The organism is Flavobacterium aestivum (assembly GCF_026870175.2).
Lineage (GTDB): Bacteria > Bacteroidota > Bacteroidia > Flavobacteriales > Flavobacteriaceae > Flavobacterium > Flavobacterium aestivum.
This window is the reverse complement of the sequence record NZ_CP113977.2, coordinates 2,753,787-2,777,812: the sequence shown is the minus strand read 5'-3', so window position 1 is coordinate 2,777,812 and position 24,026 is coordinate 2,753,787. Positions and strand designations below refer to the sequence as shown.

Annotated in this window: 2 protein-coding genes; one reads left to right on the top strand and one right to left on the bottom strand. The window is 43.3% G+C overall.

All coding sequences use genetic code 11. The features are described 5' to 3' along the window. Positions 1 to 188 precede the first annotated feature (188 nt). Positions 189 to 11,744, bottom strand: coding sequence for a DUF8693 domain-containing protein (locus OZP08_RS11895; RefSeq protein WP_281321929.1), 11,556 nt, complete (start codon positions 11,742 to 11,744; stop codon positions 189 to 191). A gap of 1,197 nt (positions 11,745 to 12,941) precedes the next feature. On the opposite strand from OZP08_RS11895, the gene OZP08_RS11890 reads away from it, so the two are divergent. Beyond that, positions 12,942 to 23,963: an HYR domain-containing protein gene (locus OZP08_RS11890; RefSeq protein ID WP_281321928.1), complete on the top strand. Its 11,022-nt coding sequence runs from the start codon at positions 12,942 to 12,944 to the stop codon at positions 23,961 to 23,963. The last annotated feature ends 63 nt before the right edge of the window (positions 23,964 to 24,026 follow it).

Genomic DNA, 24,026 nt, shown 5'->3' with positions numbered 1-24,026 from the left:
TATTTTTTACATAGACTGACTATATGAGAAGTAAAACATCTAATAAACTCTTCTTAAATCACATAAAAACAACCCGCTAACCATGATTATTTGCAGTAAAAAACAAACATGATTAACGGGTTAATTAAATTGATTTTCATAAAAAATCAACACACAAATACAAGCAACATTTTTTTTATTCTGGTAATTTAAAAAACAATTTTCTCTGTAATCCATTTGCCATTATTCAAACGGATTTTCACTATCAAAACTTGATCAGTCAAACTAAATTCAGGAACACTAAATTCATTGCTATTGATATTATCTTCTTCAAAAAGCTCTCTTCTCATCAAATCGTGAATAATCACTTTATCAATGATTTGACCAAAAGAATAGATTTTCACAATATGATTTTTAACTGTGATCAGTACATCTTTATTTATTTCACCAAAATTATCAGAGTTAAAATTATTTCCCTTAATAGACTTATCAAAGTATCGCAATACAAAACGATCATCGAATGTCCCTACAGTTGTAGAAAAGCTATATGCTCCATTTTTAAGATTAACAATAGCACCCGTCAATTTATCCTCTAAAAATATTGGTATATCAGCTAAAAATCCATCAGCTTGGTCAATATCAATCGAAAAAGTTCCTTCAATAGTCGTTCTATATCCCAAAGGCACTTGGTCGTCCATATCAAATGGTAAAGCACGTCCTTGAATAGAAAGTTTCTTATTATCATTAATACTATAAAAATCTACAAAGGTATTTGCATCCAGGCTTCCTCCATCAAAACGTCTATCAATTCCATTAGTTGCGCTGGTAACATACCCAACTAACAATTGCTTGAAGGCACCTTCTGTATCTGATAAATTTAACCAAACCCGGTGTTTTTCTAATGCATTACTTGCCGTTTTAGTTTTCGTTCCTTTAAAGAATTGAGAATTATTAAGTATTGCTCCGCCAGCACCTACTCTCATCGTATTATCAAAAGTAACAGTACCCCCAGCATTTGTTGTCGCAAAAAACGATTGTCCTGAGGCTACTTTTCCTGTTGGAGCAGAATTGCTAACTCCAGTATTTATTGCAGCTGTTCCGGTACCTCCCACTGCATTGTAAGAAGCATAATCACCATGATTATAGAGAAGATTTGTTACTGGTGTATTATGTGTCCAAAAATAAATAGTTCCGTCTAAAGCTGGATTTGCCCCCAAAAATGCATCGGCATCTAAAGCAGACGGATATGGATTTCCAATAAGATAATTCAATCCAGAACCAGCTATAGAATAAGAGATATTTCCGTTATTAGGTACACCAATAAAGTTTGCCGTATAAACTGCTGGAGTCAAATTTCCTTGTGGACCACGAATAATATAACCAACCCCTTTGGCCATTACGGTTCCTGTAGCTTCAATTTTCCATGTTCCGGCAACAGCATCCCAAGATAAATACTTATCAGATAATGTTGTAGGCGAAACATTCAATAAAGTTTGAGGGGAAACCGGAGAAGACCAATAAGTATAATCAAATTTACCAACTGGTGTGGTATTTCTTTTATAAGTTATATTTCCTGTATTAACCACATTATTGGTTTGTATCAAACTTGAATTGTTTTCAAAAGTTATTATTCCGGTTCCTACTACATCTAGTCCGTTTTCTAACACTAAAGAGAATCCTGAATTAACAGTTACGCTAACTCCTGTATTCACTTGACAAGAACAGGCTTGTAGATTTCCCGCAAATGTATAATTACTTGCAAAAACTGCTCTTTTAAGTATATCGGGAACTCCATTAGACCATGTTCCGGTATAAGTTGTAGTAACCGAAGCATTTATGACAACTGTTTTGGCTAAAGTTTCACATCCATTTACATTTTTTACTTTCACTTTATAAGTTCCAGCAGCCAATAACGCTTTTACATTCGAAGATTGATATGTCGCTCCATCATCAAAACTATATTGATCAGATGGATCAACAACAGACTCATTAACAGTTATTTTTCCTGTAGCAACTATACAATTGGGTTGTTCTTCAGTAGTTGTAAAACTAGTTGCACTAGATCCGGTAGTTATTGTAAGAGTAGTCGAATTAGCACTCGCTCCGCAACTATTTTCTGCACGTACTCTTACATAAAATGTCATGCCCGATGCCAATCCGTTTACATTCGTTGAAACTACTGCATTGCCGAATGGCAAATTGTTATAAGATGGCAAAATACTTGTAAAAGCCGCATCTGTTGCCACATCTATACGATAACCTGTTACATTAGCTGATGGTGTCCAATCTACTGTTGCATCATTACAGTTAATAGTACCAGCAGTAAGCGTTGGAACCGCAGGGGTAGCCAATTGGGCCGCATTACTGAACGAAGCCGAAGCTGTTGAGGTACAGCCTCCGCTACTGGCCGTAACGGTGTAAGAAGTACCAAGAGTCATACCGCTAATCAATCCGCCTGCGCCCACTGTTGGACCTGCCGGAGTGAATGTATAGGTGTTACCGGCTAGATAATTGCTGATCGTACTCGTACCGTCGGCAGCACAAGTCGCCGCGGTACTGCTGATTGTTGGAACCGCTGGGGTTACCAATTGCGCTGCATTACTGAATGAAGCCGAAGCTGTAGAGGTACAACCTCCGCTACTGGCCGTAACGGTGTAAGATGTACCGAGAGTCATGCCGCTGATTAATCCGCTCGCACCCACTGTTGGACCCGCTGGGGTAAATGTATAAGTGTTACCCGCTAGATAATTGCTGATCGTACTCGTACCATCGGCAGCACAAGTCGCCGCAGTGCTACTGATTGTCGGAACCGCTGGAGTAACTAATTGAGCTGCATTACTGAATGAAGCCGAAGCTGTAGAGGTACAGCCTCCGCTACTGGCTGTAACGGTGTAGGATGCACCGAGAGTCATGCCGCTAATCAATCCGCCTGCACCCACTGTTGGACCCGCTGGAGTGAATGTATAAGTGTTACCCGCTAGATAATTGCTGATAGTGCTCGTGCCGTCGGCAGCACAAGTAGCTGCGGTGCTATTGATTGTTGGAACCGCTGGAGTCACCAACTGAGCCGCATTGCTGAATGAAGCTGAAGCTGTTGAGGTACAGCCTCCGCTACTCGCTGTAATAGTATAAGAAGTACCTAAAATCATACCGCTAATTAGTCCGCCCGCGCCCACTGTTGGACCAGTCGGAGTAAAAGTATAGGTATTACCTGCTAGATAATTGCTGATTGTGCTCGAACCGTCGGCAGCACAAGTAGCTGCGGTGCTGCTGATTGTCGGAACCGCCGGGGTTATCAATTGCGCTGCATTGCTGAACGAAGCCGAAGCTGTTGAGGTACAACCTCCGCTACTTGCCGTAACGGTATACGAAGTTCCTAAGGTCATGCCGCTGATCAGTCCACCCGCTCCCACTGTTGGACCTGCAGGGGTAAATGTATAGGTGTTACCCGCTAGATAATTACTGATCGTGCTCGTACCATCGGCAGCACAAGTTGCAGCAGTACTGCTGATTGTTGGAACCGCAGGAGTAATCAACTGAGCCGCATTACTGAATGAAACCGAAGCTGTAGAAGTACAACCTCCGCTGCTTGCTGTAACAGTATACGAAGTACCAAGAGTCATGCCGCTAATCAGTCCACCCGCACCCACTGTTGGACCTGCCGGAGTGAATGTATAAGTGTTACCCGCTAGATAATTGCTGATTGTACTCGTACCGGCAGCAGCACAAGTCGCCGCGGTACTGCTGATTGTTGGAACCGCAGGAGTTGTCAACTGAGCCGCATTGCTGAATGAGGTCGAAGCTGTAGAGGTACAACCTCCGCTACTGGCTGTAACGGTGTAGGATGTACCGAGAGTCATGCCGCTGATCAATCCGCCCGCACCCACCGTTGGACCTGCCGGAGTGAATGTATAAGTGTTACCAGCTAGATAATTGCTGATCGTACTCGTACCATCGGCAGCACAAGTCGCCACGGTACTGCTGATTGTTGGAACCGCTGGAGTAACTAATTGAGCCGCATTGCTGAATGAAGCCGAAGCTGTAGAAGTACAGCCTCCGCTACTTGCTGTAACGGTGTAGGATGTACCTAAGATCATGCCGCTGATTAATCCGCCCGCGCCCACTGTTGGGCCTACTGGGGTAAATGTATAGGTGTTACCCGCTAGATAATTGCTGATCGTGCTCGAACCGTCGGCTGCACAGGTAGCCACAGTACTGCTGATTGTCGGAACCGCTGGAGTCACCAATTGCGCCGCATTGCTGAACGAAGCCGAAGCTGTAGAAGTACAGCCTCCGCTGCTGGCTGTAACGGTATAGGATGTACCGAGAGTCATACCGCTAATCAGTCCGCCCGCTCCCACCGTTGGACCCGCAGGGGTAAATGTATAGGTGTTACCCGCTAGATAATTGCTGATTGTACTCGTACCGTCGGCAGCACAAGTAGCAGCGGTACTGCTGATTGTCGGAACCGCTGGAGTTGTCAACTGAGCCGCATTACTGAACGAAGCCGAAGCTGTTGAGCTACAACCTCCGCTACTCGCTGTAACGGTATAGGATGTACCGAGAGTCATGCCGCCAATCAGTCCGCCTGCTCCAACCGTTGGACCTGCCGGAGTGAATGTATAGGTGTTGCCCGCTAGATAATTACTGATCGTACTTGTACCATCGGCAGCACAAGTCGCCGCGGTACTACTGATTGTTGGAACCGCTGGGGTTACCAATTGCGCCGCATTACTGAATGAAGCTGAAGCTGTTGAGGTACAGCCTCCGCTACTCGCCGTAACGGTATACGAAGTACCGAGAGTCATGCCGCTGATCAGTCCGCCCGCGCCCACCGTTGGACCCGCTGGGGTAAATGTATAGGTGTTGCCCGCTAGATAATTACTGATTGTACTCGTACCGTCGGCAGCACAAGTAGCTGCGGTACTACTGATTGTTGGAACCGCTGGAGTCACCAACTGAGCCGCATTGCTGAACGAAGCCGAAGCCGCAGAAGTACAGCCTCCGCTACTTGCTGTAACGGTATAGGAAGTACCTAGGGTCATACCGCTGATCAGTCCGCCCGCGCCCACTGTTGGACCCGCTGGGGTAAATGTATAGGTGTTACCCGCTAAATAATTGCTGATCGTGCTCGAACCGTCGGCTGCACAGGTAGCTGCGGTGCTACTGATTGTTGGAACCGCTGGAGTAACTAATTGAGCTGCATTACTGAACGAAGCCGAAGCTGTAGAGGTACAGCCTCCGCTACTTGCTGTAACGGTATAGGAAGTACCTAGGGTCATACCGCTGATCAGTCCGCCCGCGCCCACTGTTGGACCCGCTGGGGTAAATGTATAAGTGTTACCGGCTAGATAATTACTAATCGTGCTCGTACCGGCAGCAGCACAGGTAGCAGCAGTGCTACTGATAGTTGGAACCGCTGGAGTTGTCAACTGAGCCGCATTGCTGAATGAAGCCGAAGCTGTAGAAGTACAGCCTCCGCTACTTGCTGTAACGGTGTAGGATGTACCTAAGATCATGCCGCTGATTAATCCGCCCGCGCCCACTGTTGAACCCGCTGGGGTAAATGTATAAGTGTTACCGGCTAGATAATTACTAATCGTGCTCGAACCATCTGCAGCACAGGTAGCTGCGGTGCTACTGATTGTTGGAACTGCAGGAGTTGTCAACTGAGCCGCATTGCTGAATGAGGTCGAAGCTGTAGAGGTACAGCCTCCGCTACTCGCCGTAACGGTGTAGGATGTGCCTAGGGTCATACCACTTATCAGTCCGCCTGCACCCACTGTTGGACCTGCCGGAGTGAATGTATAAGTGTTACCCGCAAGATAATTGCTGATCGTACTCGTACCATCGGCAGCACAAGTTGCAGCAGTACTGCTGATTGTTGGAACTGCTGGTGTCGGTGGCTGTGCATTTACCGTTAGGCTTGTTGCACTTGATGTACAGCCCGTAGTCGTATTAGTAGTAGTTACCGAATAAATTCCTGGATCTAGGTTTGCAAATGTAGCCGACGCTTGTGTTACCGCTGCCACAACTGGAGCAGTTCCGGTTACTGTATATATAACATTAGCCGCTGGCGCAGGAACAGTAATTACTATTGTTCCTGTTGGTGTAGTACAGTTAGGCTGTATTGTTACACTGGCTGTTGGTGCTGCTGGATTCGCTGGAACAGCATTTACCGTTAGACTTGTTGCACTTGATGTACAGCCAGTAGTTGTATTGGTAGTGGTTACCGAATAAACTCCCGGACTTAGATTTGCAAATGTAGCTGACGCTTGGGTTACCGCTGCCACAACCGGAGATGTTCCGCTTACCGTATAAGTAACATTAGCCGCCGGCGCTGGAACTGTAACTACTATCGTTCCCGTTGGTGTAGTACACGTAGGTTGGACAGTTACACTTGCCGTTGGCGCTGCTGGATTCGCTGGAACCGCATTTACCGTTAGGCTTATTGCACTTGATGTACATCCCGTGGTAGTATTGGTGGTAGTTACCGAATAAATTCCCGGACTTAAATTTGCAAATGTAGCTGACGCTTGTGTTACCGCCGCCACAACCGGAGATGTTCCAGTTACCGTATAAGTAACATTAGCCGCTGGCGCTGGAACTGTAACTACTATCGTTCCCGTTGGTGTAGTACACGTAGGTTGGACAGTTACACTTGCCGTTGGCGCTGCTGGATTCGCTGGAACCGCATTTACCGTTAGGCTTATTGCACTTGATGTACATCCCGTGGTAGTATTGGTGGTAGTTACCGAATAAATTCCCGGACTTAAATTTGCAAATGTAGCTGACGCTTGTGTTACCGCCGCCACAACCGGCGATGTTCCGGTTACCGTATAAGTAACATTAGCCGCTGGCGCCGGAACTGTAACTACTATCGTTCCTGTTGGTGTCGTACAGGTAGGTTGGACAGTTACACTTGCCGTTGGCGCTGCTGGATTCGCTGGAACTGCGTTTACTGTTAGACTTGTTGCACTTGATGTACAGCCCGTAGTCGTATTGGTAGTAGTTACCGAATAAATTCCCGGACTTAAGTTTGCAAATGTAGCTGACGCTTGGGTTACCGCTGCCACAACCGGAGATGTTCCGGTTACTGTATAAGTAACATTAGCCGCTGGCGCTGGAACTGTAACTACTATCGTTCCTGTTGGTGTGGTACAGGTAGGTTGGACAGTTACACTGGCTGTTGGCGCTGCTGGATTCGCTGGAACTGCATTTACCGTTAGACTCGTTGCACTTGATGTACAGCCCGTAGTAGTATTGGTAGTAGTTACCGAATAAATTCCCGGACTTAAATTTGCAAATGTAGCTGATGCTTGGGTTACCGCTGCCACAACCGGAGATGTTCCGGTTACAGTATAGACCACATTTCCTGCCGGTGCTGGTACTGTGATTACTATTGTTCCTTTTGGAGTAGTACAGGTAGGCTGTACCGTTACACTGGCCGTTGGCGCTGCAGGGTTTGCCGGAACTGCATTTACAGTAAGACTTGTTCCACTAGATGTACATCCAGATGTAGTATTGGTAGTGGTTACTGAATAAACTCCCGGACTTAGATTTGCAAATGTAGCAGACGCTTGAGTTACCGCAGCCACAACCGGAGATGTTCCGGTTACCGTATAAGTAACATTAGCCGCTGGCGCAGGAACAGTAACTACTATAGTTCCTTTTGGTGTGGAACAGGTAGGCTGTGTGGTTACACTTGCTGTTGGTGCTGATGGAGTAACTGGTTGTGCATTTATAACCACATTGGCAGATGCTGGCGAAGTACACGATGATTGCGTTACCGTAAAATTATAGGTACCAGCAGCAAGTCCAGAGATGGTAGTAGTCACAGTACTACCCGCAATGCTTCCAGGGTTTATCGTCCAGCTTCCTCCCGGTAAACCACTTAATGCCACACTACCTGTAGCTAAAGCACAAGTAGGCTGTGTAATAGTTCCGACAACAGGAGCTGGCAGAGTTCCTACCGAAACTGTAATTGTATTACTAACAGCACTACATCCTCCCCCATTGGTTCCTGATACTACGTAACGACGATAGTATGTTGTTTGGCTAATTGCCGGAGCATTATAAGTATCTGCCGTAGCACCCGAAATAGTAGTGAAGTTCGTATTGTCTGTTGAAGATTGCCATATATAACTATAAGTACCAGCTCCAGCTCCACCACTTGGTGCAGTTGGCGCGGTAAATGCTACAGGATCAAAAGGTGCTGTACAGGAACTTTGATTTCCAGCAATGGAACCTGGCGTTAAAGTAACGCTTCCTGTTACAGTTAATACAATACTGTTACTGGTACCTGAGCAACCATTATTGGTAATTATTAATCGGAAATAATAAGTACCGGGAATATTCTCATAATTGGTATAAACAGGATCAAATATGTATTGTGGTGTCGTACTTGAAGGCCCAGGAGCATTTGCCCAGGTCGCTCCATTATCATAGCTTACTTGCCATTGTCCGGTTGCAGGGCTAAACGTGTTCTGATTACCACTTGGATTACCCGAATTAACGTCAAGATCATTCTCCGATGGCGCGATATGACCGCAAGTAGTTATCGTATAAGTGTGATCATTCTGTCCTTCAGTAAACTCAATAACGGGATTAGGTGTTGTACTTACCGTTATTGTGGCAGTTGCGGTTCGGGTAGCACTATTACAACCAGAAGCATTACGAGCTTCAGCATAATAAGTAGTAGTACTTGCAGGTGTTACTGAAAAATTGGCCCCACTTGCAGATGATCCAATACTGGTACCTCCTGTGGATACTGTGTACCAATATATTGTATTGCCAGCAGAAGTACCATTCAGATTTATTGTTCCTGAGCCGCTACAAAATGAAACTGCACTACTAGGTGTAACCGAAGTAGGTGCTGAAGGTGCTGCATTGACCGTTAAAGTAACCGAATTGGAAGCAACCGGACAAGTAGCACTATTGAGTAGTACATCAAAAGAAGCACCATTATCACCGATCGGTGGATTGGTTATCGTCAGAGTTGCTGTAGTAACTCCACTATAAGGAGCCACATTAGTTAAATTCACACCATTCCTTCTCCATTGATAAGTGCTAACACCACTTGCAGTTACACTAATCGTTACTGTTCCCGATCCGGCACAAACAGCGGCAGGGGTTGCGGGTTGTGTAGATATGACTGGTAAAACATTTGATGTTACCGAGGCAGTCGCAGTTCGGCTGGAACTGACGCAGCCAGTCGCTGCATTACGGGATTCGGCATAATACACTGTTGCTGTTGGGGCAGATACCGTAAAATTGGCTCCACTGGCCGAAGAACCAATAGTCGATCCCCCAATTGCAACGGTATACCAATCAATCGTATTACCAGCAGAAGTAGCATTTAGAGGCGTGGTTCCTGCTGTATTACAAGCCACTACTGCACTACTTGGAGTCACGGGTGAAGGTGCCGTAGGAAGACTATTCACCGTCAGCGTTGCCGTATTGGAAGTTAGTGAACAACCTGAACCATTGAGTACCACTGTAAAAGTACCGGCATCTGTAGCAGCCGGATTGGTTATCGTTAGTGTTGCCGTAGTAACCCCGTTATAAGGAGCGACATTAGTTAAGTCTACTCCATTTCTTCTCCATTGGTAAGTGGTAACACCTGTTGCCGTTATACTAATAGTTCTTGTTCCTGATCCGGCACAAACAGCTGCTGGGCTAGCGGGTTGTGTAGTAATAACAGGAAGCGCACTTGTCGTTACTGTACTGGTTGCTGTACGGGTAGAACTGGCACAGCCTGCGGGAGTACGTGATTCGGCATAATACGTTGTAGTTGTATTGTTTGCAGGCACTACCGGGAAATTGGTTCCGCTAGCTGCAGACCCAAGACTTGATCCTAAAGTTGCAGTTGTAAACCAATAAATGGTATTACCGGCTGATGTACCATTCAAATTGACACTTGCCCCGTTACAAACACTCACGGGACTAGAGGGTGTGACAGGTGTTGGAGCTGAAGGCAAAGCATTTACCGTCAAAACCACGGCATTGGAAGTTGCTGAACATCCTTCGGCATTAGTCACAATCACATCAAAAGAAGCTCCATTTTCTGAAACAGCTGGAGCAGTTATTGACATCGTTTTAGTGGTAACATTACTATAAGGAGCAGTATTGGTCAAAGGCGTCCCATTTTTTCTCCATTGATAGGTTATGGGGAGAGTCGTTGCCGTTACTGTAATAGTTCTTGGACCTGCTCCGGCACAAACTGCTGGAGGTGTAGTAGGTTGTACAGTAATAATAGGAAGTGCATTTACCGTTATTAAACCAGTTGCGGTTCGAGTAGAACTTACACAACCTAAAGGTGATTCTGCCTCTGCATAATAAGTTGTATTACTTGCTGGTGTTACCGAAAAATCAGCTCCGCTTGCTGATGAACCAATAGAAGTTCCTCCTGTAGCTACCGTGTACCAATTAATTGTATTTCCGGCTGAAGTCGCATTCAAGTTAGTGCTCGATCCGGTACAAACCCCTGTTCCGCTACTGGGTGTAACTGATGTTGGAGCTGAAGGCGAAGGATTTACCGTCAAAACCACAGCATTAGAAGTAGCTGAACATCCTTCGGCATTAGTCACAATCACATCAAAAGAAGCTCCATTTTCAGAAAAAGCTGGGGCAGTTATTGACATCGTTTTAGTAGTAACATTGCTATAGGGAGCTGTATTGGTCAAAGGCGTCCCATTTTTTCTCCATTGATACGTTATAGGAAGAGTGGTTGCTGTTACCGTTATTGTTCTTGGTCCAGCTCCGGCACAAACTGCTGCAGGCGTGGTAGGCTGTACAGTAATAATCGGAAGTTCATTTACCGTTATTAAACCAGTTGCGGTTCGACTGGAACTTATACAGCCTAAAGATGATTCTGCCTCGGCATAATAAGTTGTATTAGCTGCTGGCGATACCGAAAAATCGGCTCCGCTTGCTGATGATCCAATAGATGTTCCTCCAGTAGGTACTGTATACCAATTAATTGTATTTCCGGCTGAAGTGGCATTCAAGTCGATGCTTGATCCGGTACAAACCCCTGTTCCGCTACTGGGTGTAACTGAGGTTGGTGCTCCGATTGTTGCTGGAGTAGTATAGGTTATTACAATTTGACCATCGGCTCCATTACCTCCGTTAGAGGTACCGGCTGCCAATTGGAAACCTCCACCTCCACCTCCACCAGGTCCAGTCCCATCATTCCCATTTGAGGTTACTATTACAGCGGCGGCTCCTCCTGCGCCTCCATTAGCGCCATCGCCTCCTGCTCCACCAGTGGTAACTGATCCTTGTGAACCATCAGAACCTGTAGTATTCGTAGTTCCGCCAGAAGCTGTTCCTCCAAGACCAAATGTACCATTATCTTGAAGTCCTCCAGTACCGCCATGGGCTGTTAATGCCAAAATAGTGGTTGATCCACCATCTCCGCCATCTCCAGTGCCCCCTAAGCCTTTTGAACCAACAGTATAATTTATAACCTGACCAGAACTAACCGAAGCAATATAAGTACTATATCCGCCACCACCACCGCCAGAACCACCACTAGGGTTTATCGTGGCCGCACCACCGGCACCACCGGCACCCCATGCTTTGACTGTGATGGAAGTTACTCCGCAAGGAACTGTCCAGCTATCGGAACCGGTTGTTGTAATAGTTACTGTAGTTGTTTGGGCAAAAGCAGAATCCCCAAACACAAAAACAATAAGAAAAGTCCAGAATAAAATAATTGTTTTTAAAATATACTGTTGCAAATTGAGATAGAATTTTTTCATGCCACACCTTTTTAATATTCTTTGAGTAGAATTAAAAAATGGGATTTATTTATCCTTTTTTAATTGGTAGTGATAGGTTCAAAAAAGAATATAGGGCAAGGATCAATTATGCAATAACCAATACTTATTTTGTAGTGAAAAGCTGGCTTTTTATCGCATTAAAACAACATCTAAAGATACAAATACAGTTAAGGAAAATTAAAATAAGTCGTTGAAATTCAGTTTTATCCGTTGTTATGATTCTTTTTTTTAATGCTGCATTTTTATAGATGTTTTTTTGGGTTAAATCTTTGTTATTTATTGTTAAATCACATTTTAATTTTAAGATATTAACACAAATTTTTCTTTTATTTCTAAAAAAATAATCTGATAAAGCTGCCCAAAATTGACATAAAGCAATGATAACCTGAATATTATTCAACCTCTAATACTATTTTATTTCTCATCCTGCAATTTGCTTTTGAAAGAAATAAATTAATTTAAAAAATCTATTGAAGAATATATTTTACAGATAAAACCAATTTCCCGTAGATTCAAAGCTCACAAATCAAATTATAAGTTTATGTAAAATCTATTTCATCGATAATCCTTTTAAATCATCTTTTATGTTTTGATAGCATATTTATAAAAAATTATATCGGAAATTGAATGATATCTAAAGGTTATTCACACTTCTAAAGAATCTTTTATTCAAAACAGTTATTTAACTCGGATTGTCATTTTTTTATGTACTAATAGCAAGCTTCTTAAAAAATTAGGTAACAAAAAGTATTTTAAAACCCTAAAAATTATTAAGCCATTTTATAATGAGAGCAAAATCCTAAAAAAAATAAAAATTTAAAAACATCAGATCAAGCTCATTTTCAAGACTATGCAGTTAATAGTCTTTTTTAACACTTATATCGAAAATAGTGTTAAAATTACATTTGCACTTTAAGAATATCATAACTTAGCGCATCAATTTAACAATTGTATTGTCGTTTTTTAAGATTAAAAAAACAACTTTTTTCTACTTTTTAAAAGAACAATTGTAATAATCTGACAAAATAGAAACCCCAATTCTATTTATTTTTTTGGTAAGATAGATGCCCCATTCTATCGATTTTATTAGACAAATAGTTATCCCATTCTACGATTTTACATAAAATCGTTAAGCATACCGTATTCGTTTATTTATAATTTTTAATTCCATAAAATATGAGACCATTTCTACCTAAATTCGGAATTCTCGCTATTATTTTTTTTATTGCGAATTTATTTTTTGTGAATGTAACCGTTGGGCAAGTTACACAACCAACGGCATGGACAAAAGCATATGATCAGGTATCAGGAACAGGCACAACAAGTAGTTTTGCTATTGCGAATGGATCTAACCGTATTTTGATTGTTGCCATTAGTTGCACCACCAGTAGTTCTGCTAACGGGACGGAACCCTCGCCTATTTCCTATGGTGGTATCACACTAACCAGAGCAACAAGTAATGTAGGTACTAGCGGACGTATGCATACCTATTTGTATTATCTAAAAGATAATGCTGTTATGGATAATACTTCCCGAGCACTTAATGTGACACTTTCCGGAACATTGCTAAATATGACCGTATGGTATGCTGTATATGCGAATGTTAACCAGGCAGCTACCTATGCTACAGGAAATAACTTAAACAATAATAGTGGTAGTGGACCTGCTCAATTAAGCGCGGCAATGGCAGTAAATGCTAATGATCAGGCAATTTATATAACAAGTGTTTATAACGATACGAATACTACTCTTCCTGGTTATACAATAAATGGAAACTGGACGAGCGGAGGAAGTAATACGGGAACTGGAGGAGGTTTTGCTTGGAAGGTTGAAGTTGCAAAACGTACAATTCCCGTTTCGAATACAACAGATGCTGCAGCAACATCAGCAATAACACCTAGTGGTTCCATACGCTATGCAGAATCTGCTATGAGTTTACCAATTACACCCCCTACAATTGCCACAAGTGCAATAAGTGGCTCTCCATTTTGTGTAGGTGCCACTGTTACTGTCCCCTATACCATTACTGGAACTTATATTGCAGGAAATGTTTTTACAGCACAACTTTCAAATTCTTCTGGTTCATTTGCTTCTCCAACAACTATTGGAACCAATACTTCTACATCAGCAGGAAGCATTTCGGCAACCATTCCGATTGGTCAGGCATCTGGAACTGCTTATAGAATTAGAGTTATCGCAAGTACTCCGTCGACTACAGGAACTGATAATGGTTCTGATTTAGTAATTACTAAACCAACTGCAAGTGCCGGAGCTGCACTTAGTTCAATTTGTCAGGGTGGTACCTCAGCAGCTTTAGGAGGAACGGTTGGCGGTTCGGCCACTGGCGGGACATGGTCTGATGGAGGCGTTGGCGGAACATTTAATGCTGGTGATACCAATTTGAATACAACATGGACCCCTCCTCCCGGATATACTGGTACCGCGACATTAACATTAACTACAAGCGGCGGAGCATGCGGAACTACAACAGCCTCAAAGACTCAAGTAGTAATTGCCCCATCTACAGCATCTGCTGGAGGAAGCCAAACAATTTGTACCACAGGAACCGCTACAGTTAGTGGTGCTTCGGCATCAAACGGAACTATATTATGGACACATAACGGTACAGGTACATTAAGTAACGCAACTACACTGACTCCTACCTATACACCTACAACATCAGATCCTGGAAATAATAGTGGTCTTGTCACATTAACAATGACCGTTTCTAATGGTGTTTGTCCTCCCGTTACTGCAACATATCAAGTAACAGTACAAATTGGTCCTATAGTAGACGCAGGAGTTGATCGAATAGTTTGTTCCACTAATCCCAATGTATCTTTGGCAGGCTCTGTTTCAGGCTCTGTAGACAGTGGTACTTGGTCGTCTAGCGGTTCCGGAACATTCTCACCTGATAATGTTACATTAAGCGCAACTTACATACCATCACCAGCAGACATAACTGCGGGTACAGTTACCTTGACTCTAACTTCATACGACCCATACCAAGACCCAATCAATTTCCCTTGCTATGTGCCTGTAACCGATCAGATGCTCATAACTATTAAACCCGCACCAACAGCAACGGCAGGAGGCAATCAGTCAATATGCCCGAACGGTACTGCCACTGTAAGTGGGGCAACGTCCAGTAATGGAACCATATTATGGACACACGATGGAGGTGGTTCACTAACCAATGCAACCACATTAACCCCAACCTATACTCCATCTGCTGCTGACGCTATTACTGATTATGGTAATGGTGTTGGTGTCGTTACTTTAACGATGATCGTTTCTAACAGCCCTTGTAGTCCGGTTGTTGCGACGTATACCGTAAAAGTAAATCCATTCCCACTAAACAAAAGCCTATCAGGAACTACTGCAATTTGTTCCGGTAATTCAACAAATATTCAGGTTTTAAGTTCTGAAACAGGAATTAATTACCAATTAAGAAATAATACGGGTAATGTGAATGTAGGCAGCCCTGTAGCGGGTACGGGAGGTACAATAGATTTACCTACCGGAAGCTTGACAAATGCTACTACATATAATGTTTTGGCAACTAATGCAACAACAAGTTGTTCGGCACAAATGTCGGGTACCATAACAATTAGCATCAATCCATTACCACCGAATAGAACTGTTGCGGCGACAGCAGCCACTTTATGTACAGGAACCGGAACAACTATTACTGTGGCATTATCTACAGCTACAACTACAACTTATCAACTAAGAAATAATTCGGATAACAGTCTTATAGGTAGTCCGGTTACAGGTAATGGAGCTACCATTAATTTACCTACAGGTAATTTAATCAATAATACCGCTTCTCCTGTTGTTATGACATTCAATGTCTTGGCTACCATCACTGCAACTGGTTGTACAGCTCAAATGTCTGTTACACCAACAGTAACAGTAAGTCCATTAATCGCCGGAAATACCATTAGTGCAGATCAAACTATTTGTAGCGGTGCTACACCAGTAGCGCTGTCTGGATCTTTACCTACTGGCGGTAATGGAACTTATGCTTATGGATGGTTCCAGAGTACGGATAATTTTGTAGCTAATAATGTTAATGCCAGTACTACTAATGGCTCAAGAACCCTTCAAAATTATTCTCCCCCATCATTAACACAGACCACGTGGTTTAGAAGAACAGTAACATCAGATGGATGTACTGATACTTCATTAGCTGTTCAAATAACAATCAATCCCTTACCAACCGCTTTTTCTGTTAGCGGCGGCGGGGCATATTGTGCCGGTTCATCGGGAGTTCCTGTAGGACTAGGTAATTCTCAAACTGGTATCAATTATCAATTATTTTTAGGGGCATCTCCAGACGGATCTCCTGTTGCAGGAACTGGATCTGCAATCAGTTTTGGAATCAAGACCGCTGCTGGTACTTATACTGTAGTCGCGACTAATGCCACTACAAATTGTACTTCGAATATGACTGGATCTGCTACCATCACAATAAACCCTGTGCCTACCACTGTTGGAGCTTCAGTTTGTTTAGGCGGAAGCGGTACATTGTCATCTCCTACGGTATGTCCTGCTGGAACTCCAACCTCTAGCGGACCCAATAATGCTGGTGCTGGTGCAGATAATGCTGCTGTGGGTACAGGAATATGGACAACTCCCGGAAATATTACCACTGCCGGTACTCCCTATGCGACTCAAAATCTTGCATCTAACGCAACTACCCATTATCTTCAAGGATCAAACTATGGCTTTGCAATTCCTGCCGGTGCTGTCATTAACGGAATAACAGTTACTATTAATCGTCAGGTAGCCACCACAACCAATATGACTGATACTACTGTTCGTTTAGTTAAAGGTGGTACCGTTGTTGGTAGTAATCTCGCCAGCGGAACTTCTTGGCCAAATGCTTTTGGAACGGCCACTTATGGAGGTACCAGCAACTTGTGGGGTACTACATGGACAGCTGCAGATATTAATGCTACTACTTTTGGAGTAGTTCTTTCCGGAACCAGTACTTCGGGTAGTACCAGACAAGTAGATGTGGATTATATGCGTATCACTGTAACTTACACAGCGAATGGCGTTATTAATTGGTATACCGCTTCTTCCGGTGGTTCATCCATTGGCACTGGCTCTCCATTTAACCCAGTTGGTGTTTTAAATTCAGGTTTGCCAAATACAAATACTGCCGGCACAACTCCTTTCTATGCAGAATGTTCTTCAGTTCCTGGTTGTCGTACTGTAGCTGATTTTGTCGTGGTACCTTTGCCAACAGTTAGTGCATCCAAAACGAATGTATCCTGTCATGGATTAGCTGATGGAACTATCTCTGTTAGTGGCGTAAGTGCTGGAGCAAGTACCATAATCCAATTAAATGGTGCAGGTCCTGACTTAAGTGCCCAGACTACATTTGCTCCTGGAACATACGTAGTAACGGCATCGAAACCTAACGGAAGCGGATTCTGTACATCTACTGCCTCAGTAACCATTACTGAACCTATAGCTGTAACTGTAAACGCCTCTAAAACCAATGTATCCTGTCACGGATTAGCCGATGGAACTATTTCAATCAGTGGTTTGAGTGCAGGCGCTAGCACCACAATTCAATTAGATGGAGCTGGCCCAGATTTAAGCGCTCAGACTACATTTGCACCTGGTACCTATTTAATAACTGCAACTGCAGCAAACGGAAATGCCGACGGATTCTGTACCGCAACAACTTCGGTTACCATTACGGAACCTATAGAGGTAACTGTAAGCGCCTCTAAAACCAATGTATCCTGTCATGGATTAGCTGATGGAACTATCTCTGTCAGCGGCGTGAGTGCTGGAGCAAGCACCACTATCCAATTAGATGGTGCAGGTCCTGATTTAAGCGCTCAAACTTCCTTTGCTGCCGGAACTTATTTAATCACTGCAACTGCTCCAAACGGTAATGCCGATGGATTCTGTACTGCAACCGCTTCGGTTACCATTACGGAACCTATAGAAGTAACGGTAAGTGCTTCCAAAACTAATGTATCCTGTAATGGGGCTGCTGATGGAACTATTTCCATTAGTGGTCTGAGTGCAGGTGCTAGCACCACTATACAATTAGATGGTGCAGGCCCTGATTTAAGTGAACAGACTACCTTTGCGCCAGGAACCTATTTAATAACTGCTTCGGCTCCAAACGGAAATACTGATGGGTTCTGTACCGCTACTACTTCGGTTACCATTACGGAACCTATAGAAGTAACAGTAAGCGCTTCCAAAACCAATGTATCCTGTAATGGATTAGTTGATGGAACTATCTCTATCAGTGGCGTGAGTGCTGGTGCTAGCACCACCATTCAATTAGATGGCACAGGTCCTGACTTGAGCGCCCAGACTACATTTGCACCTGGAACCTATTTAATAACAGCAACAGCTGCAAACGGAAATGCCGACGGATTCTGTACTGCAACCGCTTCAGTTACCATTACAGAACCTATAGAAGTAACAGTAAGCGCTTCCAAAACCAATGCATCCTGTTATGGGGCTTCTGATGGAACCATTTCCATTAGTGGTTTGAGTGAAGGTGCAAGCACCACTATACAATTAGATGGTGTAGGTTCTGATTTAAGCGCTCAAACTTCTTTTGCTGCCGGAACTTATTTAATCACTGCTTCGGCACCAAACGGAAATGCCGATGGATTCTGTACTGCTACCACTTCGGTTACCATTTCGCAACCTATAGAAGTAACAGTAAGTGCGTCCAAAACCAATGTATCCTGTAATGGGGCTGCTGACGGAACTATTTCCATTAGTGGCGTGAGCGCTGGTGCTAACACCACTATACAATTAGATGGTGCTGGACCTGACTTGAGTGCTCAGACTACCTTTGCGCCTGGCACATATGTAATAACTGCTTCTGCACCAAACGATAATGAAGATGGATTCTGTACGGCTACTACTTCGGTTACCATTACAGAACCTATAGAGGTAACGGTAAGTGCCTCCAAAACCAATGTCTCTTGTAATGGATTGGCTGATGGTACTATTTCAATCAGTGGTTTGAGCGCAAGTGCAAGCACCATAATTCAATTAGATGGCACAGGTCCTGATTTAAGTGCTCAGACAACATTTGCACCTGGAACCTATTTAATAACTGCAACAGCTCCAAACGGTAATGCCGATGGGTTCTGTACCGCAACAACTTCGGTTACCATTACGGAACCTATAGAAGTAACGGTAAGCGCTTCCAAAACCAATGTATCCTGTAATGGATTAACAGATGGAACTATCTCCATCAGTGGTTTGAGTGCAGGTGCTAGCACCACTATACAATTGGATGGCACTGGTCCTGATTTAAGCGCTCAAACTTCCTTTGCTGCTGGTACTTATTTAATCACAGCTTCAGCTCCAAACGGAAATACTGATGGGTTCTGTACCGCTACTACTTCGGTAACCATTACGCAACCTATAGAAGTAACGGTAAGCGCTTCCAAAACCAATGTATCCTGTAATGGATTGGCAGATGGAACTATTTCTATCAGTGGCGTGAGCGCTGGTGCTAGTACCACTATACAATTAGATGGCACTGGCCCTGATTTAAGCGCCCAGACTACATTTGCTCCTGGAACCTATTTAATTACAGCAACAGCTCCAAACGGAAATGCCGATGGATTCTGTACCGCAACCGCTTCGGTTACCATTACGGAACCAATACAAGTAACGGTAAGCGCCTCCAACACCAATGTATCCTGTAAAGGAGTAGCCGATGGAACTATTTCAATCAGCGGTTTGAGTGCAGGTGCTAGCACCACTATACAATTAGATGGCGCTGGTCCTGATTTAAGCGCCCAAACTTCCTTTGCTGCCGGAACTTATTTAATCACTGCTTCGGCATCAAACGGAAATGCTGATGGATTCTGTACCGCTACTACTTCGGTAACCATTACAGAACCTGATGAATTAACAGCATCCATAACAGCGCAAACTGATGTAGATTGTTTTGGTAACAGCAATGGTTCTGCTACAGTAACCCCAACTGGTGGTACCCCAGATTATACTTATCTATGGGATGATCCATCAGCTCAGACTACTGCCACTGCAACGAATCTTTCTACAGGTACCTATCATGTGACAGTAACCGATGACCACGGTTGCACAACTAATGCTACAGCAACAATAATTGTTAGCGATAGTGAATTACCAGTTGTGATTACCCAAAACATAGACGCTGAGTTGAATGCATCCGGTAACGCAAGCATTACTGCAGCACAAATTAACAATGGTTCGCATGATAACTGCGCTATTCAATCAATATCAGTATCACCGAATACTTTTACCTGTGCAAATGTAGGTCCGAATACTGTGACCTTAACAGTAACGGATACCAATGGTAATATAAACACAGGAACTGCGACAGTAACTGTAAAAGATCTTATAGCACCTGTTATAAGTGGTATGCCAGCAAACAAAATTGTTACTTTGGCTGCTAATAGTTGTACCAAAGCCGTTGGATGGACACCTCCAACCGCAACTGATAGCTGTGGAATGGCAAGTTTGCTAAGCAGCGATGATGATTATAATACATTTGGTTCAACATCCCTAAGTGCAGGTGTTCACACGATTACTTATACTGCTACTGATATCAATGGCAATAGTAGTACCGCTAGTTTCACCGTTACGGTACTTGATAATATATCACCAACGATAACTGGCTGTCCAAATAATATTACTATAAATACAGACAATAATATTTGCGGTGCAAGAGCTTTCTATTTATTGCCAACCGCCAGTGATAATTGTACTGGAGTATCAATGAATATAAATAACAGCAATTATCTCTCAGGTAACATCTTCCCTCTGGGAACCACAACTGTAATCTGGACTGCAACTGATGCATCAAGTAATACAGCTGTATGTAGCTTTACTGTAACTGTAGAAGATCATCAGGCACCAGTTCCAAGCCTTGCGGCTTTACCAACTGTAACTGGCGAATGCACAGCAACCGCGCCAACACCAACAGCATCGGATAATTGTGACTTAACTATTAACGGAGTTCCTAATGCTCCAACAACTTACAATACTCCTGGTACCTATACCATAACATGGACTTACACAGACACTCATGGAAACAGTTCATCTCAAAACCAAACCGTGAATGTTACCGGTACGCCTCCTGCTATCAATACTCAACCAGTTAGTTTATCTAAGTGTGAAGGACAATCCGCAACATTTAGCGTTAATGCTACTGCAACAGGATATCTATGGCAAGTAAACACTGGTAGTGGATGGAGTGACATTGCAACTGAAACTAGCAGCAGTTTGAACTTTCCAACTGTTACAAGCGCCATGAATGGAAATATGTATAGAGTAAAAATCAGTAATTTATGTAGTAGTATAACATCAGCTGAGGTACAACTTACCGTTAATAGCACACTAACAGTAAGCGATCAGCCTAATCAAAACTTGTGTAACACTTCAAGCTTTACAATGACACAAAGTCCACCATCAATTGGAACCGGTGCTTGGACTTTAATAAGCGGAAGTGCAGCCATCACCACAGCCAATTCGCCAACCTCAACCATAACTGGAGTGGCAGCCGGAACAAGTGCTACCGTAAGATGGACGGTAACCAGTGGTGCATGCAGTGCCTATGATGAAGTAACGGTAACCAATACCATGTTGCCATCTGTGAGCGATCAGCCTAACCAAAACTTGTGCAGTACCTCAAGTTTCACAATGACACAAAGTACGCCATTGGCTGGAACCGGTATCTGGACTTTAATAAACGGAAGTGCAGCTATCACCACAGACAATTCACCAACCACAACCATAACCGGAGTGGCAGCTGGAACAAGTGCGACTGTAAGATGGACAGTTACTAATGGACCTTGCAGCGCTTATGATGATGTTACGGTAACCAATACCACATTACCAAGTGTAAGTGATCAGGCAAACCAAACTTCATGTAATACCTCAAGCTTTACAATGACCCAAAGTACACCATCTATTGGATCGGGAGTTTGGACTTTAATAAGCGGAACCGCAACCATCACAACAGCCAGTTCACCAACCACAACCATAACTGGAGTAGCTGTAGGAACTAGCGCAACCGTAAGATGGACCGTGACCAATGGCTCTTGTAATGCTTTTGATGAAGTTAAAGTAACCAATACGATATTACCGTCTGTGAGCGATCAGCCTAATCAAGCCTCATGTAACACTCCTAACTTTACGATGACACAAAGTGCACCATCGGCTGGAACTGGAACTTGGACTTTAATAAACGGAAGCGCAGCCATCACTACTGCCAGCTCGCCAACCACAACTATAACTGGAGTGCCGGCTGGAACAAGCGCAACTGTAAGATGGACGGTAACCAATATAGATTGCAGTTCTTATGACGATGTAACGGTAACCAATTCCTCATTATCAGTTGTAAGCGATCAGCCTAACCAAAGCTTGTGTAATACTTCTAGTTTTACAATGACACAAAGTGCTCCATCGGCCGGAAGTGGTATTTGGACTTTAATAAACGGAAGTGCAGCCATTACCACCGCCAGCTCACCAACCACAAGCATAACCGGAGTTACGGCTGGAACAAGTGCAACCCTAAGATGGACAGTAACCAATGGCTCTTGCTCAGGATTCGATGATGTAACGGTAACCAATACCACATTACCTACTGTAAGTGATCAGCCAAACCAAACCTTGTGCAATACGTCAAGCTTTACAATGACACAAACTGGTTCTGGTACATGGACATTGATAGGCGGCAGCGCAACCATTACGACAGCTAGTTCGCCAACCACTACTATAACCGGAGTGGCAGTTGGAACAAGCGCAACCGTAAGATGGACAACCGGCAGTGGTATCTGTACAGCGTATGATGATGTAATGGTAACCAACAATGCAGTTACACCATTTACCGCATCGATAACCGCCAGCAGTCCGGATGCATTCTGTAGCGGTTTGACATTGACAGCGAACCCATCAATAGCGGGAAGTTATTCTTATTCATGGAGCCCTGGAGGAGCTACTACACAAAGTATCACCTTGTATAATTCAGCCTCTGTTGGTATGTACACCGTAACAGTTACCCAAATTGGTGGACTATGCGGAAGCTCAGCACAGGCTACTTATAACTTTCAGCCACAAAATAATATCAATGCCTATGGCATCCTAGGTCTTACTGAAGTGAATTTAAGTGATAACAATTTTGTTCAAATCTCTAGCGTAGGGGTTACGGGAGCCACCGGTGTTGTAAAAATTGGACAAAGCAGTTCAGTCGCCGGAACAGGTGCGTTTGTAAAAGCGAAAAACATCACTGTTCAGCCATTCTCCAGTGTTCCTGTTAGAATCTTTAGCCCAGCTACGGTAACATTACCAGCCATGCAACTGAACAGCAGTAGTACAACTGGATTATCAGACTTGGTTATTGCAAATAATACCACAGTTACAAAAACAGGAAACTTCAAAAATGTGACAATTGGTAGCAATTGTAATGTGACCTTCTCCACAGGAACTATTTTCGGTATAGTAACTATTGGAAAAAGTAGTCAGGTAAAATTTAATGCCAACGGAACAGGGACTTTAAATATAACCAGACTGGTTATGAGTGATGGTACAAATTCCGCATCAACAAAACTATTGTTCGGTTCTGATATGTCGATAAGAATAAAAGAATATGCTGATGTTGGTAAATCAACCTTGATAAACACTACTGGAGGTTATAAAGCAGTATTCTATATTGGTGGTACTGAATTCCATGTGGCATCTGGTGGTAATACAACCGTAAACGCTAGCATATATGCTCCTAACGGAACTATCAGAATTGAAGGTGATCCTGCTAAAAATACCACTATGAATGGATTCTATATAGCGAGCAAAGTTCTATCAATAAATAAAAACATTTATTGGAATCCGTTCGATTGTGCAAATCCTACTGCTAAAATTAATAATACAGAAAGTATTGCAACCCGAGAAGCTAGTCCAGAGATAGTTCCTTTTGATGTGAAAGCATATCCTAACCCAAGTAATTATCAATTTACAATTGAGGTTATCGGAGGTAGCACAGAAAAAATTGAGGCTGATGTATTTGATATGCAAGCCAGAATTATCAAACATATAGAAAGCTTCAATAGTCAATCAATACTCTTTGGAGAAGACCTACCTGCAGGCACTTATATTACAATTGTGACTCAAGGTGCCAACAGAAAAACGGTCAAACTTATTAAAAAATAAAGTAATTTTTAACACTAATAATTAAAACAAAGCCACCTCATACTATTGAGGTGGCTTTGTCTT